Source organism: Malaciobacter halophilus, assembly GCF_002837275.1.
Lineage (GTDB): Bacteria > Campylobacterota > Campylobacteria > Campylobacterales > Arcobacteraceae > Malaciobacter > Malaciobacter halophilus.
The window spans coordinates 1-15,719 of the sequence record NZ_NXIF01000052.1; the positions used below are offsets into that span (position 1 = coordinate 1).

A 15,719-nucleotide genomic window follows, 5' to 3' on the forward strand; every position below is an offset into this window, starting at 1 on the left:
AGTTTTATGATAACGATTATCAATATATAAATAATTTTTTAATGCTTTGTTTGAAAATTATTATCATTATTAAGTAATATTAAATTTTAAGTTGATTATAATTTTACGAACACATTAAATATGAGGATTTTTTATGAAATTAAGTGACTTAAGTAAAGGTGATGTGGCAACAATCAAAAGCATAGATTGCGATAAAAATTTAAAAAATAGATTTTATTCTTTTGGAATTATTAAAGGTTCTAAAATTACTATTGAAGAAGTAACTATGACTAAAAGCACAATAGAAGTAAAAATAAATAATACAAAAGTTGCAGTAAGATTAGTTGAAGCATCAAAAATAGAGGTTGAACATGAACAACAATAAAAAAGTAATAAAAGTTGCATTAGTTGGACAGCCAAATGTTGGTAAAAGTATGCTTATCAACTCAATCTCTAATGCAAGATTAAAAGTAGGTAACTTCTCAGGAGTTACAGTTGCAAAAGAGCAAGTAATATTAAAATATAAAGATTATAAGATTGAAATAGTAGATTTGCCAGGTTCGTACTCTTTAAATGAATACACACTTGAAGAGAAAGTTACAAAAGATTTTTTAAATAATAATGAATATGATATTATCTTAAATGTAACAGACTCAACAAATCTTGAAAGAAATCTTTATTTAACTTCAGAATTACTTGCTTTAGATAAAAAAATGATAATTGCACTAAATATGACAGATGAAGCAGTAAAAGAAGACATTTACATAAATGAAGTTCAATTAAGTAAAATTTTGGGAAAACCATGTATCAAAACTAGTGCAACAACAAAACAAGGTTTAGATACTTTAGTAGAAGAGATAGTAAAAAAATATGAAAATGAAAAACTACCTACAAAGCTAATCTTCTCAGATGTAATTGAAGAAGAGATAGCAAATATTGTTAATTTTTTTAAAGATAGTGGATATAGAACAAATAATAGTTATAGAGAAGTTGCAATAAAACTTTTAAAAGAGGATAAAGCTACTTACAAGTTTTTCCATGATGAACCAATTTGGACAAAACTTCAACCAATACTAAATAATGCATTTGAACATCTTTATATACATTATAGTACAAAAAATATTGAAGATATTTTCAATGATGAAAAGTTTGCTTTCTCTAAAGGTGCTGTAACAGAAACTGTTAAAACAAATACAAAAGTTGATAAAACATTAACTGAAAAAATTGACTCAATATTAATACATAAAGTTTTTGGTTTACCTATTTTTCTATTTTTAATGTGGGGTTTATTTCAATTGACATTTGAAGTTGGAAATATTCCAATGGATATAATTGATGCATTTTTTGCAAACTTAATAGATAATACTAAAGCAGTTTTAGGTGACAATCAAATATCTTCTATTATAGCTGATGGTGCTATTGCAGGAGTAGGTGCAGTTGTACTATTTATACCAAACATTGTAATTTTATTTTTCGGTATTGCATTATTAGAGACAACTGGATATATGAGCAGAGTTGCATTTTTACTTGATGGTTTCTTTCATAAGTTTGGACTACATGGAAAGTCATTTATTCCTTTAGTAACGGGATTTGGATGTTCAGTTCCTGCATATATGGCTGCAAGAACTCTTAAAAATGAAAAAGATAGATTACTTACACTTTTTATTATAGGATTTATGTCTTGTGGAGCTAGACTTCCAATTTATGTTCTTTTTACAGGTGCTTTTTTTAGCGAAAATAATGCAGGTAATGTACTATTTTTAATATATATTGGTGGCGCAATACTTGGACTAATTGCCGCAAAAGTTTTAAAAATAGTAGTATTTAAAAGTGAAGATGAACCTTTTGTTATGGAAATGCCAAAATATAGACTTCCATCATTTAAACTAATTTGGCATACAGTTTCAAATCAAGCAATGATGTATCTTAAAAAAGCTGGTACATTTATTTTAGCTGCATCTTTACTAATTTGGGTTGCAAGTAACTATCCAAAACATTTAGATGTTGAAAAAAGTTATGAACAAAAAATAGAGCTTGCAAGTACGGATGAAGAAAAATTAGCTTTAGAGAATGAACTTGCTTTATATAATCTTGAGAACTCTTATTTAGGATATGTTGGAAAGTTTTCTGAGCCATTATTTGCTCCTTTAGGTTTTGATTGGAGAATGTCAGTGGCACTTGAAACTGGTCTTGCAGCAAAAGAGATTGTTGTTTCAACTTTAGGTATTTTATATGGACTTGGAGAAGAAAATGATGAAAATTCAAAAGGTTTGGTTGAAAAAATAAAAGCAAATATTCCTTTTGCTTCTGGTATTGCATTTATAGTATTTGTAATGATTTATCTTCCTTGTTTAGCAGCAACAATGGTATTTACAAGAGAAGCAGGTGGATGGAAATATTTAGTATATCTATTTGTATTTACAACAGCAACAGCATGGATACTTTCATTTATCACTTATAATGTAGTATCTTTACTTGTATAAAAGCATAAGATTATTCTTATGCTTTTATTGACAATCTTCGCAAACTCCATAAATTGTCATAATATGATCACTTAAAATAAAACTATTATCTTTTGCTACTTTAAGTTGTTGTTTCTCAATAACATCATCATTAAATTCGATAATCTTATTACATGAGGTACAAATCATATGGTCATGATGTAAAGATAGATTTAACTCATATCTTTTTGCCCCATCACCAATATCCAATGAGTTTATAATATTTAGCTCTTCAAAAAACTTTACAGTTCTATAAACAGTAGCTATTCCCATATCAACTTTATACTCTGTTTTTGCAATATTTGCAATCTGTTCAGCACTTAAATGTTCATCATTGAAATATAAGATTTTTAATATATAATCTTTTTGTATTGAGTTTTTAAAGCCTAACTTCGATACTGTATTTTTAAAGTTTTCTAAAAAAGACTCAAAGCTCTCTTCATACTTTTGCACTAGCTTATTCCTTTTATAACTATTATTCCTATACTAATTATCAAAGCAACTGTATATGGCTTCCAAAGATTCTTATGTATTTTTAAATTTTGTTTGTACAAAAAACCCTCTTGCTGACATTTTCTTTTCATAAACCAACCTTAATAATTAGTATCAATACTATAATAGTACATAATAAATACTTAATCAAATATTAATGATAATAATTATCGTTTTAATCTCTTGTTAAGTTTACTTAATATAATATTTCTTTATTATAAGGAGTTAAAATGTTTAATATTAGTTTAGCCTTAGTAGGACAAGTAGCTAGAAATGCAGCATTTGGAGCAATAGCAACTAAGGTAGTTGATACATTTATTCTTTCAAAAGTAAATAATAAAATTGATCAAAAAAGATGGATTAGACAATCTAAGCTTGAAGCATATGCAAAACTATCTCAAGAGATATTATCAATTGATTTAAAAAATTTAAAAGATGAAAATATTAGAAATATAAAAGAGTATAGTGCAAAAACAATTCTACTTTTAGAAGATAGAGTTTTAATTAATAGAATTGAAAACTATTTAGAACACTTAATAAATCTAGACAAATCTTCCCATGATAGTAGTAAAGATATGCTATCAGTAGTAGATAAAAAAGGAATAGATTTAGTTATGTGCCTAAATAAGAACTTGAAAAAAGTTTAATTACTTTAATTCAAATTCAGTTTTATAAGTTTTATCTTGGTCTTTAACTTTAAAAGTCCAAATGCCTTTTTTTCGTCCATCAATATATCTAAAATCATATATTGAACCATGACCAGCTGGTATTACCATATCCCTACTTCTTGATATCTCTTGGTCAGGGTCTATCCATATAAAAGTTACATTTTTATCAAATTCAACTCTTTCTTGTATGTATTTACAAATAATTGAATTTTCATCTTTTAATATAACACAATCCACATGCTCAATCTCTTCTTGTTCACTAGCAACAGCAAATGAGAAAAGTGATACTAATAATACTATTAAAAACTTCTTCATAATCTATTCCTTCTCTTCTTCCACATCCATATACTTAATCAAAAAGTATTTAATTGGTGCGTAAAATGTTGTCATTGACACAACGGCTACAATCAACTGAACTATCTTAAATAGTGAATGAGTCTTTTCAAAAAATATTAAACTTATATAATGACTTGCTAAAAGTGAAATTACTGCTGTAATAACAATTGCAATTAATGATACTATATTATAACTCATATTTTTCCCAAATTGCTTCTTCATCTAAAGAAGCTCTATTTTTTAATATTTCAAATGGTTTATAGTTTACTTTATATCCCATAGAGTAATGTTCTTTAATCCAATATCCTAAATATATATATGGTATTTCAAGCTCTTTTGCTATTTTAATTTGTGCTAAAATTGAAAACTTACCTAAAGACAACTCTGAATATTCATGGTCATAAAAACAATAAATAGCTGAAATAGATTTAGGTAAAATATCAACTAAGGCAACAGCTACTAACTTTTCATCTTTAAAGTACAAAAACTCTTTTGTAAATTTATCCTTCCCTTCAACATATGACCTTGCATAATCTTCTGGACTTATAGGCTGATATGGCCATTGCTTTTTTCTATGCATAAACTTGTGATATTTATCATAAAGTTTTAAATGGTCAATACTAATACTTGGAGCTTGTATATATAATTTTGTATCTTTATTTTTATTTATTACTCTTTTTTCAGATTTTGAGAATTTATAATTTTTTGCATCAATTCTCATACTTATACATTTTGTACAGTTTGAGCATTCAGGTACAAAATGCATCTTTCCAAATCTTCTCCACCCATGCTCTAGCATATTTTGATAATCTTCAATGGAACAATGATTTATATACCTATATCTCATATCTGAGATTTCATTACTAAAATAAGAGCACTCCCTATTCTCTTCTACAAACTCTAAGTCTTCATTTAATATTTGCATATTTACTCGTTGATTTTCTCTTTTATCTCTCTTGAAATTTTACATATTCTATCAATTTTTTCATTATATGACAACGAATCATCAATTATATGTTTTACAAAAGCACTTCCTACAATTACTCCATCAACTCCCATAGCTTTTTCTTTACAACTTTTTTCATCAACACCAAAACCAATATATAAAGGCGTATTACTGTTTTCTTTAATAGTTTTAATTACTTGTGTTAAATCTTCACTTCTTCCACTTCCTGTAATTCCAGCATAAGCTACCATGTAAATAAATTTTTTAGCATCTTTTACAACTCTTGCTACTCTTTCTTTACTATGTGTAGGCGCAACAAATGTAATAATAGATTGTTCATATTTTTCTGCTAAAGCAACATATTTCTGCGCCTCTTCAAAAGGTAAATCAGGAATAATCTGCCCTGTAATGCCAAGCTCTTTGGCTTTTTGAAAAAAGTTTTCCATTCCATAGTTATGAAAAGGGTTTAAATATCCCATCCATAAAGTATCCATCTTAGGAGCAATTTTTGATGAAACTTCAAATAAATCTTTTAGTTTAAAACCATTATTTAAGGCTAAAAGATTTGCTTTTTCAATAACTGGTCCATCTGCTACTGGGTCTGAAAATGGTATTCCTAACTCTAATGTATCCACTCCTGCATCTTTCATACTTAATGCTAAATCGATTGTAAAATTATTCTGTGGATAACTAGCTGTAATATAACCTACAAGTTTTTTCAAAACAAAATCCTATATTTAATAAATTTGGATATAATAGTAACATATTATAACAAGGTTATAGATTAATATATAAAAAATAGAATTTGATTTTAAGGAACTATTATTATGAGTATAATTAAAAATGATTTTGAAAAAATATCAATTACAAAAATTTTAAAAGCTAAAAACAATAAAAAACTTACAATGATTACAGCATATGATGCACTTTTTGCCAACCTTTTTCAAGAACTTGCAGATATGATTTTAGTTGGGGATAGCTTAAATATGAGCTTTGCAGGAAAACCTGATACTTTAAGTGCAACGCTTGAACAAATGATTTATCATGCAAATGCAGTTTGTACAGGTGCTTCTAAAGCTTTTGTTATTTTAGATATGCCTTTTGGAACATACATAAATAAAGATATAGCACTTAAAAACGCAGTTAAAATCTATCAAGAAACAAATGTAGCAGCTGTAAAAGTTGAAGGTGGAGAAGATAGAGCTGATATTGTAAAACATTTAACATCAAACTCAATTGCAGTAATGGGACATATTGGACTTATGCCTCAATATGTTAGAAGTGAAGGTGGATATAAAGTAAGAGGAAAAACTAAAGAGGATGAAGAACAGTTAATAAAAGATGCTTTAGCTATTGAAAAAGCTGGAGCCTTTGCTATTGTAGTAGAAGGAGTCTTAAGTAGTGTTGCAAAAAAAATCACTGAAGCTGTAAATGTTCCTGTTATTGGTATTGGTGCTGGAAATGTAACTGATGGACAAGTATTAGTTTGGTCAGATATGTTAGGGTTTTTTGATGAATTTAAACCAAAATTTGTTAGAAGATATTTAGATGGAGCTACATTAGTAAAAAATGCAGTTTTACAATATAGAAATGATGTACAAACAAAACAATTTCCATCAAAAGATGAAGAGTATTAAGATTTAAGGGAGAGCATAGTGGAGAGATTAGTAGAAGTTGAACAAATATCTTTTGAAGAGGACAAAAGTGAAGTAAATTTAAGACCCTCTTCATGGGATGATTATATAGGTCAAGAAAAAATTAAAAAGAATCTAAAAGTTTTTATTGAAGCTAGTAAAAAAAGAGAAGAAGCCCTTGACCATATTTTGTTTTATGGACCTCCAGGTCTTGGTAAAACTACACTTTCTTATCTTATCTCAAGTGAAATGAACTCAAATATAAAAATTACTGCTGGGCCTATGATAGAAAAAAGCGGTGACTTAGCTGCAATTTTAACTAACCTTGAAGAAGGAGATATTTTATTTATTGATGAAATTCATAGATTAAGTCCAGCAGTTGAAGAGATATTATATCCTGCCATGGAAGATTATAGACTTGATATTATTATTGGTTCAGGCCCAGCAGCACAAACTGTAAAAATTGATTTACCTAGATTTACACTAATTGGAGCAACTACAAGAGCTGGTATGCTAAGTAACCCTTTAAGAGAAAGATTTGGTATGCACTTTAGAATGCAGTTTTATGATCATGAAGAGTTAGCAAAAATTATTCAAAAAGCTTCATTAAAACTTAATAAGACTTGTGAAGATGATGCTGCATTAGAGATTTCTAGAAGAAGTAGAGGTACTCCAAGAGTTGCTTTAAGATTATTAAGAAGAGTAAGAGATTTTGCTGAAGTTGAAAACGAAGATACAATAATCAAACAAAGATGTAAATACGCACTTGATGAATTAGGTGTAAATGATAGTGGATTTGATGAAATGGATATAAACTTACTTGAACTTTTAGTTTCAAATAAAGGTAAACCAATGGGATTATCTACTATTGCAGCTGCATTAAGTGAAGATGAAGGAACAATTGAAGATGCCATTGAACCTTATCTTTTAGCAAATGGTTTTATTGAAAGAACAGCAAGAGGAAGAGTTGCAAGTGTAAAAACATACGAAATGTTTAGATTAAACTATCCTCAAAGTGAAGAAAAAATCACTGAAGGTTCGCTGTTTTGAAACCACAGCATTTTTTAGTTGCCATAGCAATTGCAATACTTTTTTTCTTGTTTGAACTTTTTAGTCCATTTTTAAAGGCCATTTTTGTAGCACTTCTTCTTACAGTAGCTACAAATTCACTTGACTCTTTTGTAACAATTAGAGTAAAAAGTAGAACTATTTCAGCATTTATTATGACTATTATGCTTGCTGTTATATTTTTTGTACCTGTTATGTATTGTATATTCTCTTTTGCTAATTATTTAAATCAGCTTGACCAACAAGCAATAATGCAAAATTATGGGAAAATTGAGAATTGGGTGATGAATATTCCCCAAGAGTTTGAGTTTTTTAAACAACAATTAACATTAATTCTTGAAAAAATCAATATTGCAGAAAGTATTAAAAATATATTATCAATTGGTGCATATTTAGGTAAGAACTCTGCTTCTTTTATGATAGATATGTTTATGATACTTATTTTTTATTTTTTCTTTACTCTTTATGGAACAAATCTATCTCACTATATAAAAGATATACTTCCTTTAAAAAAAGAGGATTCTAATACTTTATTTTATGAATCTTCAAATGTTATGAGTATTGTTTTATATTCAATTTTAGTAACAGCTATTTTTGAAGGTCTTTTATTTGGCTTTTTTATCTCAGCATATGACTACAATGGTTTCTTACTTGGAGTTTTATATGGATTTGCTTCATTAGTTCCTGTTGTAGGTGGCTTAATTATGTGGCTTCCAATAGCACTTTATGAACTGTATTTAGGTGATTTTTATGATGCAATTGTAATAGTTGCTTACTCAATCATTGTAATTTCAATTATTGCTGACACTTTTATTAAGCCCATAATTATTAGGTATATTAATCAAAAAGTAGTAAAAACCCCAACAAAAATAAATGAACTACTGATTTTCTTTTCAATTGTCGCAGGCTTGTCAACATTTGGTTTTTGGGGTATGATTATAGGTCCAGCTATGGTAACTTTTTTTATATCAATTGTTCAATTGTTAAAAAAGTATAGTAATGATATGATATAATTTAGAAAATAAAAAAGTGGTGTATTTATGCAAATAGATTTAAGAGAACTAAAACAGATAACTGTACTTTATGTTGAAGATGATAATGTAATAAGAGCACAAACTCTTTCTGTTTTTGAAAAAATCTTTAAAAAAGTATATGTAGGGAAAGATGGAAAACAAGGAGTAAATCTATTTTATAACCATAAAGACGAATTAGATGTAATTGTTACTGATTTGAATATGCCTAAAATGTCAGGACTTGAACTTGCAGAAGAAGTACATAAAGTATCTAAATATATTCCAGTAATTTTTACGACAGCTTACACTGATGAAGAGTTTTTAATAAAAGCAATATCTTTAAATATTGATAGTTATGTAACAAAACCTTTAAAAATAAAAGAGCTTACAACAACTATTTTAGAAAGTGTAAAAAAATACAAAGAGAGTAGAAATTTATATAAGACAACAAAAGCATTAGCAAATGAGATGCTTAGTACAAAAAAAGATTATGATGAGTTAAAAGACTCTTGTGATTTATTAGAAAGAGAAGTCTCTTTTTATAAGTTTTTAGCTGAACACTTTATCTCGTCTATAAGATTGGATAAGTTTGGAATAATTGAAGAGGTTTCAAATCAATTTACTAATATTTATAAATACTCAATTATGGATTTAAAAAATAAGCCAATTAATGCTATTTCAGGAAATGCAGCAAATATACAAAAAAAGATGTTAGAGTCTTTAAAAAGAAAAGAAGCCGTAGGATTTAATGAGAAATTTATAACTGCTGATAATGAAGAGCTAGAATTTCATAATATCTTGTACCCACTTTATGAAAACAAAGATGAATATGCAAGTGGATACATAATCTATCAATCATTGGAAAGATGAGTCAACTACTCATCTTCTCCACTTATAATCTCTCCATTATAAGTCATAATTCCATAATCAAAGTTTGTTACAGATTTAAAACCTAAATCGTACATTACTTTTTGACAATATGCACTTCTACTACCACTTAAACAGTAAACAACTACTGGAATATCTTTTTGTTTGTCTAATTGTTCAATAGCTTGATAAAAAGAGGTTGTAGGAACTAAATAATCACACCCTTTAATTCTTTGAGCTACCCACTCCATCCACTCTCTTGTATCAACTAAATTAAATTTTATAAAGCCTAATTCTCTTGCTTCAAGTAGTGATTCTAACTCATCTGCATCTATTTGTTCTTTTTGCAGTAAAAGTTCACACTCTTTCTTTGTAAGACCTCTTGAATGTGTATGAGTAACTTCACTAACTTCAGATTTGATAGCTTCACTTTGAGCAAATTCAGGAGTACAAAAAATACCACAGTGACACTTTCCATCTCTTGGAATTTCAACTTCTAATGCAGGTTTACAAGGACATAATCTATTGTCTGCTTTTTTTTGTTCCTCTTTTGTTTGACCTTTTACCATAAAACATGGACAAAATCTTTTTCCATAAATTAGTTTATTTCTTGTTAGTCCTTGCTGAACTGATTCATTTACATCATTTTCTGGATTATATACGAAACCAAATCTATCTAAAACTTTATCAGTAAACTGTTTTGTTAGTTCAAATTCTGTTTCAAACTCGTTTGAATTCATATCAATTTTTTTAATCATTACTTACCTTGAATACATAATTTTTGCGTATTATAAGTAAAAGTTTTTTTAATCTATTTAAGTAAAGGTATTATAAGTTTTTATTAACTTACTTTTAAAATCTAATCAGTAATAAAAAAGGATTGAAATCAATTCTTATAAATCTTATATTTAAGAATCCTAATTTTATTAGATTCATTTTATACATTATATGTTTTGGTTTAAAGAAAACAAATACAGTTCTTGCTGATTCTATCCAAATTTCAATACATTATATGTTTTGGTTCAAGATTGTGTTTGAGGTGTGCAGTAATGCAAAAAAGCTTATTTCAATACATTATATGTTTTGGTTCAAGCTTTTGATTTGTAGTGATTTTTCATTTCATCTGAAATTTCAATACATTATATGTTTTGGTTCAAGCAAGTGATTATCAAATTGATGTAGAATTTATTGAATTTCAATACATTATATGTTTGGTTCAAGAATAAAATCAGCTATCCTTTTAGCACCATAAACAACATTTCAATACATTATATGTTTTGGTTCAAGATTCTAAATAAACACTTCCAACCCTCAAACAAGTATTTCAATACATTATATGTTTTGGTTCAAGCAAAAGTTTATTGATGAATATAATTTAGACCCTAATTTCAATACATTATATGTTTTGGTTCAAGCTTAAAACATCATTATAATGTTTTGCTTCAACATCATTTCAATACATTATATGTTTTGGTTCAAGGAATGATTTAAGATATAAATGTAACTACTTTGCTTTATTTCAATACATTATATGTTTTGGTTCAAGTATATGCTTAATCGCAAATGTGTACTCCATTCGTATTTCAATACATTATATGTTTTGGTTCAAGCAACTATTTTTGGTGTACCAGCTGCTATGTTAAAATTTCAATACATTATATGTTTTGGTTCAAGCGTAAATACTAATCTTCTAATATTTTCTTCATACATTTCAATACATTATATGTTTTGGTTCAAGCTTCAAAAAAAGCAAATAATTTATAAAGGAATATTAATTTCAATACATTATATGTTTTGGTTCAAGGGTAATAGTGAAGTTGAGTTTGGAAAATATAAGGGATTTCAATACATTATATGTTTTGGTTCAAGGTGCGATGATTGGCTTCGCAGTTGTTATCATAAGATTTCAATACATTATATGTTTTGGTTCAAGTAGGCTCAATTTGAGCCTATGGTTAAGCTCAATTATTTCAATACATTATATGTTTTGGTTCAAGATATTAGTGGTCTTAATTCAAAGATAACTTCTCTATTTCAATACATTATATGTTTTGGTTCAAGAAATCCCTCAAACACAAAGAGGAGTTAATCAGTTAGTATTTCAATACATTATATGTTTTGGTTCAAGTTTTTATCTACATCTTTAGATGCACTTTCTATAATATTTCAATACATTATATGTTTTGGTTCAAGTACGAACATACATATTTAGGAATACCTAAAAAAGAATTTCAATACATTATATGTTTTGGTTCAAGTTTTGTTTATACTTTTCGTCATGTGCTGAAACCATATTTCAATACATTATATGTTTTGGTTCAAGTTAGGATAATTAATGATAGAATATGAAATAACAAGATTTCAATACATTATATGTTTTGGTTCAAGACTACTGGTGCAAGTTCTTCAATCTCTTTTGCAAGATTTCAATACATTATATGTTTTGGTTCAAGTAGATTTTAAAGAAAAATTAAAGGCTCTCTATTTAAAATTTCAATACATTATATGTTTTGGTTCAAGAAAGTTCTATGTGCAAATGGTGCAAATGGTTATACATTTCAATACATTATATGTTTTGGTTCAAGGACGATTTATTGTTTAAAAAGTTATTGACTATTGAATTTCAATACATTATATGTTTTGGTTCAAGAGCAAAAAATGGAAACAGTTACAATATCAACTGAATTTCAATACATTATATGTTTTGGTTCAAGAAAGCGTCTGTTTGTAAAGCGTCTTTAAATGCAAATTTCAATACATTATATGTTTTGGTTCAAGCAAACTCACCATCACCCTACTCTTTAATTAAAGAATTTCAATACATTATATGTTTTGGTTCAAGTCAAAAAGCAGCAATTATTAAAATCACTGGAGATAAATTTCAATACATTATATGTTTTGGTTCAAGATTTTGTATTAACAGATTTTATACAAGAAATATTAAACATTTCAATACATTATATGTTTTGGTTCAAGTAGAATTAAATTTAAGTGAATTCTGTAATAGATAATTTCAATACATTATATGTTTTGGTTCAAGATTTTTAAAAATTACCCTATCCCATCAATAGATAAATTTCAATACATTATATGTTTTGGTTCAAGTAGTTCTGCTTTAGGATCTGATCTAGCTATTACTGCATTTCAATACATTATATGTTTTGGTTCAAGAAAGTTCTCAAATTTTGAGATACACCTAGTCAGGATTTCAATACATTATATGTTTTGGTTCAAGAAAGAAGAATTTCAGAAGATGAAATATTTAAAAGTTATTTCAATACATTATATGTTTTGGTTCAAGTTTGATATAGATCATACTAAGCAAAGCTTTTTAGGATTTCAATACATTATATGTTTTGGTTCAAGCATGTTTCTATATCTGCAATAAGATTTTTTTTCTGATTTCAATACATTATATGTTTTGGTTCAAGGAAGATAAAATCGCTCTTTATAAAATCATCTTTCCCATAAAAAGGATTTTCTTTAAAGTTTTTCCAACCAATTATCATAAAAACAATAAGTTGTCAAAGAACTCTTGAAAAGTTCGATATTATAGCTATTTTTAAATGATATTATTTTTAAATAGGTTGGAAAATTATATAAAAATTGATTCAGATTCTTTTTTATTTGTACCAAGTGTAACTTCTGCAAAACTTCCTGAGTTTTGTACTTTAATTATGGAAATAAAATCTAAGTCTTTATCTATTACTTTTTTCAGTTTATTTTCAAGCATTATTTGATTCGAAGGAGTAATACTTCCTCTAAAAATAGATTTTTGATGATGTTTTAAGTATTGTTTACAAATTTTAAAAACCTTTGCAACTCTATACTTTCCCGATTCACTAAATTCATCTGCAATATCATAAAATAAAAAGATATAATTATAATTAAAATTTTGTTTCTTACTTGCCATAAATAGCCCTTATATTTTCTCTTTTAAAATAAAAGGCTTAAACTCTTTATCTTCTACAATATATTTGATAAGTTTATATCCATCTAATTTTATACAATTTTTATAACTTGTTTTTCTTTTTAATCTTTTATGCATAAAAGTTTCATTTATTCTAGTTTCAAAAGCATCAATAAAAATCTTTTTTCCTTCATCATTTAATAAAGCATAATTCAAACTTTTATCAAAATGCTTACTTACTTGAAGCTTTTTTTTCCCAACTAAATCAAATATAGTTTTAAAAACTATTATTGGCTTAAAAGTTTCACTTATATCAAGACTTAGACTAAATCTTCCTTCTCTTGGAGAGTGTAAAAAACTAATTGTTTGATTTAGATGAGTTTCATATAAGCTTGAGATAGTTTTTGTATAAAGTAGTGTATTCCCAAAGCTTATAAGTGCATTGATAGGATTATTGGGTGGTCTTTTTACTCTTTTATTCATGATAAAATCTTCAGGTAAAAAGTATTTAAAACTATCATAAAACCGCGACCACATTTGACCTTCTATAAAAAGTATTTGCTCAATTGTAAGCTCTTTTTCTAAAAATTTTTCAATATCATTTTTTAACCAATCAAGATAATTTTTAAGCTCTTTTTTCCCATGCCTAAAATAGTGATACAAAACTTCATGAATATTTGAAGCTATAGATTTTACTATTTGTTTTGCAATAATCAATCTTTTTTCAATAAAGCATAAAGACTGTTTTATAGTCAAGTCTCCACTTACTAGTTGCTCTTTTGGATAAAAACTTCCGCTATAATTTCCATGATAATTAAAAAGATGTAAAGTTATCCCAGCTTTTGAAATAAAATCTAAAAACTTTGTATTGAAACTAACTTCATTCATACAATAAAGCTCTCTTGTATCTTGTATGGGAATATAAAAATTACCTTTTTTATTTATAAAAGCAATAGAGTTATCTTTTCTTTTTAATTCACCCATTGAAAATATATATCTAGTATGATTTTTTGCCATAATATTTAAACCTATTCAAAAATAAAGTTTTCAAAACTTAAAATCTTTATTTTTTCATTTTCTTCATTTGTATCATAAGTTATCAACTTTGCGTTACTACTAATATGAGAAAAATAATCAAAAACTCTTAACTCTCTTTGTCGTGTTTTTTTATCTTCGATATTATAACAAACCTGATAAAGACACTTTTCATCATAAAAATCAACTTCATAGTTATCTTTCAGATATGTAAGTTCATCTGATTTTGAAGATAAATAGTTAAAAACAAAATTTTCAAGTAATGCTCCAAGTTGTGGAGTTTTTTTAGTAGCTATTTGAAAGAAACCATTATCTTTCATATAAAGCTTTTTTATAGATTTGATTTTTTCTTTTGGCTTTGTATGATATTTATCAATTCTTTTAATCATAAAAGCCTCTTCAAAATATGATATGTACTCTTTTATAGTTTTATCACTAATATCAAATGTATTAGCTAAGGTAGTATAATTTAATGGGTTTGTTGTATTATTTATAAGATAAAAAAACAGTTTTTCTATTGTTTGACTATTTCTTATATTATATCTAGGAACAATATCTCTGTATATAATATTTCTAATATAACTTACTAATAATGACTTTTTTGCAAACTCATCTTTAATTTCAAAGACTTCATAAAAACCACCCCATTTTAAATATTCATCTTTAGCTCTTGCAATTTGAATTTTGTTATTTATTCGTTGTAATTTACTGCTATAATCTATTTGTTTATAAGATAGAAACTCTTTAAATGAAAAGGTATCAAGATGAATATTTAAACTTCTTCCTGTTAATAATGTAGCAAGTTCAGTAGAAAGCATTGAAGAGTTTGAACCAGTAATGATAAACTTAATATTACTAGATTCATACTTACTTTTTATATATACTTCCCAATTTTGAAAAAATTGAATTTCATCAAATACTACATAAGTTTTTCCATTAGGATTAGCAAGTTTTAAATACTCCTCATATATTTTTTCTAAAAATGTTGCATCATCTCTATATTCTAAAAAAAAAGGTTGCTCTAAATTAACAAATAGTATATTTAAAGGATTGACTCCTTTATCAATCAAATAATTTATAGCAGTTTTTGCCAAAGTACTTTTACCACATCTTCTAATTCCAGTAATTGTAATTATTTGTTTTAAAGGAAGAAAATCAACTAATGTTTGAAATTTCTCTCTTATGATATAACTTTTCTTTTCACCAAACCAGTGTCTATTTTGTTCATTAAGTATTTTATCTATCATAATTCTTATTTTCCTTTAATTAT

Annotated in this window: 17 protein-coding genes and 1 CRISPR repeat array; of the genes, 7 read left to right on the forward strand and 10 right to left on the reverse strand. The window is 26.7% G+C overall.

Annotated features, from left to right (window positions below; all coding sequences use genetic code 11):
- The first annotated feature begins 133 nt into the window (after positions 1–133).
- Together CP960_RS12090 and feoB are read left to right on the forward strand one after the other, a co-directional pair.
- Positions 134–364 carry a FeoA family protein gene (locus CP960_RS12090; protein ID WP_101185742.1) on the forward strand — a complete coding sequence of 77 codons (231 nt, stop codon included), beginning with the start codon at positions 134–136 and terminating at the stop codon, positions 362–364.
- On the forward strand, positions 351–2,462 hold the full coding sequence (gene feoB, locus CP960_RS12095) for a ferrous iron transport protein B (protein ID WP_101185743.1): 2,112 nt from the start codon (positions 351–353) through the stop codon (positions 2,460–2,462). The genes CP960_RS12090 and feoB overlap by 14 nt, the downstream gene beginning before the upstream one ends.
- Positions 2,463–2,486: 24 nt before the next feature.
- On the opposite strand, the gene CP960_RS12100 is transcribed toward feoB, so the two are convergent.
- Together CP960_RS12100 and CP960_RS14065 are read right to left on the reverse strand one after the other, a co-directional pair.
- Entirely contained in the window at positions 2,487–2,933 is a 447-nt protein-coding gene (locus CP960_RS12100; RefSeq protein ID WP_101185744.1) for a Fur family transcriptional regulator, read from the reverse strand.
- Positions 2,933–3,064, reverse strand: a complete 132-nt coding sequence (locus tag CP960_RS14065; protein ID WP_265734453.1) for a hypothetical protein — start codon at positions 3,062–3,064, stop codon at positions 2,933–2,935. Before CP960_RS14065 ends, CP960_RS12100 begins: the two co-directional genes overlap by 1 nt.
- 138 nt (positions 3,065–3,202) lie before the next feature.
- Here CP960_RS14065 and CP960_RS12105 point away from each other — a divergent pair, with 138 nt between their 5' ends.
- A complete protein-coding gene (locus CP960_RS12105; protein WP_101185745.1) occupies positions 3,203–3,619 on the forward strand; it encodes a hypothetical protein in 417 nt (138 codons plus the stop codon).
- On the opposite strand, the gene CP960_RS12110 is transcribed toward CP960_RS12105, so the two are convergent.
- The 4 genes from CP960_RS12110 to trpA are packed head-to-tail and all read right to left on the reverse strand — an operon-like array spanning position 3,620 to position 5,644.
- The gene (locus CP960_RS12110; RefSeq protein WP_101185746.1) at positions 3,620–3,955 is read right to left on the reverse strand and encodes a hypothetical protein; all 336 of its coding nucleotides are present in this window, start codon (positions 3,953–3,955) and stop codon (positions 3,620–3,622) included. It abuts the gene before it with no gap.
- Positions 3,956–3,958: 3 nt separating this feature from the next.
- Positions 3,959–4,174, reverse strand: a complete 216-nt coding sequence (locus CP960_RS12115; protein ID WP_101185747.1) for a hypothetical protein — start codon at positions 4,172–4,174, stop codon at positions 3,959–3,961.
- A complete protein-coding gene (locus CP960_RS12120) occupies positions 4,164–4,901 on the reverse strand; it encodes an arginyltransferase (RefSeq protein ID WP_101185748.1) in 738 nt (245 codons plus the stop codon). The genes CP960_RS12115 and CP960_RS12120 overlap by 11 nt, the downstream gene beginning before the upstream one ends.
- Positions 4,902–4,903: 2 nt before the next feature.
- Entirely contained in the window at positions 4,904–5,644 is a 741-nt protein-coding gene (gene trpA / locus CP960_RS12125) for a tryptophan synthase subunit alpha (RefSeq protein ID WP_101185749.1), read from the reverse strand.
- A gap of 105 nt (positions 5,645–5,749) precedes the next feature.
- On the opposite strand from trpA, the gene panB reads away from it, so the two are divergent.
- The 4 genes from panB to CP960_RS12145 are packed head-to-tail and all read left to right on the forward strand — an operon-like array spanning position 5,750 to position 9,507.
- Complete coding sequence (gene panB, locus CP960_RS12130; protein WP_101185750.1) at positions 5,750–6,559, forward strand: 3-methyl-2-oxobutanoate hydroxymethyltransferase; 810 nt, start codon at positions 5,750–5,752, stop codon at positions 6,557–6,559.
- Between the two features lie 18 nt (positions 6,560–6,577).
- The gene (gene ruvB / locus CP960_RS12135; protein ID WP_101185751.1) at positions 6,578–7,606 is read left to right on the forward strand and encodes a Holliday junction branch migration DNA helicase RuvB; all 1,029 of its coding nucleotides are present in this window, start codon (positions 6,578–6,580) and stop codon (positions 7,604–7,606) included.
- Positions 7,603–8,637 carry an AI-2E family transporter gene (locus tag CP960_RS12140; protein WP_101185752.1) on the forward strand — a complete coding sequence of 345 codons (1,035 nt, stop codon included), beginning with the start codon at positions 7,603–7,605 and terminating at the stop codon, positions 8,635–8,637. Before ruvB ends, CP960_RS12140 begins: the two co-directional genes overlap by 4 nt.
- Positions 8,638–8,664: 27 nt before the next feature.
- Positions 8,665–9,507, forward strand: coding sequence for a response regulator (locus CP960_RS12145; RefSeq protein ID WP_101185753.1), 843 nt, complete (start codon positions 8,665–8,667; stop codon positions 9,505–9,507).
- Between the two features lie 5 nt (positions 9,508–9,512).
- Here CP960_RS12145 and CP960_RS12150 read toward each other — a convergent pair whose 3' ends face one another.
- The 4 genes from CP960_RS12150 to CP960_RS12165 form a co-directional block, all read right to left on the reverse strand.
- Complete coding sequence (locus CP960_RS12150; protein ID WP_101185754.1) at positions 9,513–10,262, reverse strand: ferredoxin-thioredoxin reductase catalytic domain-containing protein; 750 nt, start codon at positions 10,260–10,262, stop codon at positions 9,513–9,515.
- 175 nt (positions 10,263–10,437) lie between these two features.
- Positions 10,438–12,935: a CRISPR direct-repeat array (repeat unit 30 nt; unit sequence ATTTCAATACATTATATGTTTTGGTTCAAG).
- Between the two features lie 164 nt (positions 12,936–13,099).
- The gene (gene cas2 / locus CP960_RS12155) at positions 13,100–13,417 is read right to left on the reverse strand and encodes a CRISPR-associated endonuclease Cas2 (RefSeq protein ID WP_101185755.1); all 318 of its coding nucleotides are present in this window, start codon (positions 13,415–13,417) and stop codon (positions 13,100–13,102) included.
- Positions 13,418–13,426: 9 nt separating this feature from the next.
- Positions 13,427–14,431 carry a type I-B CRISPR-associated endonuclease Cas1b gene (gene cas1b, locus CP960_RS12160; RefSeq protein ID WP_101185756.1) on the reverse strand — a complete coding sequence of 335 codons (1,005 nt, stop codon included), beginning with the start codon at positions 14,429–14,431 and terminating at the stop codon, positions 13,427–13,429.
- A gap of 11 nt (positions 14,432–14,442) precedes the next feature.
- Positions 14,443–15,696, reverse strand: coding sequence for an ATP-binding protein (locus CP960_RS12165; protein WP_196778340.1), 1,254 nt, complete (start codon positions 15,694–15,696; stop codon positions 14,443–14,445).
- Between the last annotated feature and the right edge of the window lie 23 nt (positions 15,697–15,719).

Coding starts and splice junctions, on each gene's coding strand:
- CP960_RS14065 (WP_265734453.1), bottom strand. CDS start 3,064: ATGAAAAGAAAATGTCAGCAAGAGGGTTTTTTGTACAAACAAAATTTA.
- CP960_RS12090 (WP_101185742.1), top strand. CDS start 134: ATGAAATTAAGTGACTTAAGTAAAGGTGATGTGGCAACAATCAAAAGC.
- cas2 (WP_101185755.1), bottom strand. CDS start 13,417: ATGGCAAGTAAGAAACAAAATTTTAATTATAATTATATCTTTTTATTT.
- CP960_RS12150 (WP_101185754.1), bottom strand. CDS start 10,262: ATGATTAAAAAAATTGATATGAATTCAAACGAGTTTGAAACAGAATTT.
- CP960_RS12145 (WP_101185753.1), top strand. CDS start 8,665: ATGCAAATAGATTTAAGAGAACTAAAACAGATAACTGTACTTTATGTT.
- CP960_RS12105 (WP_101185745.1), top strand. CDS start 3,203: ATGTTTAATATTAGTTTAGCCTTAGTAGGACAAGTAGCTAGAAATGCA.
- panB (WP_101185750.1), top strand. CDS start 5,750: ATGAGTATAATTAAAAATGATTTTGAAAAAATATCAATTACAAAAATT.
- feoB (WP_101185743.1), top strand. CDS start 351: ATGAACAACAATAAAAAAGTAATAAAAGTTGCATTAGTTGGACAGCCA.
- CP960_RS12120 (WP_101185748.1), bottom strand. CDS start 4,901: ATGCAAATATTAAATGAAGACTTAGAGTTTGTAGAAGAGAATAGGGAG.
- cas1b (WP_101185756.1), bottom strand. CDS start 14,431: ATGGCAAAAAATCATACTAGATATATATTTTCAATGGGTGAATTAAAA.
- CP960_RS12115 (WP_101185747.1), bottom strand. CDS start 4,174: ATGAGTTATAATATAGTATCATTAATTGCAATTGTTATTACAGCAGTA.
- CP960_RS12165 (WP_196778340.1), bottom strand. CDS start 15,696: ATGATAGATAAAATACTTAATGAACAAAATAGACACTGGTTTGGTGAA.
- CP960_RS12110 (WP_101185746.1), bottom strand. CDS start 3,955: ATGAAGAAGTTTTTAATAGTATTATTAGTATCACTTTTCTCATTTGCT.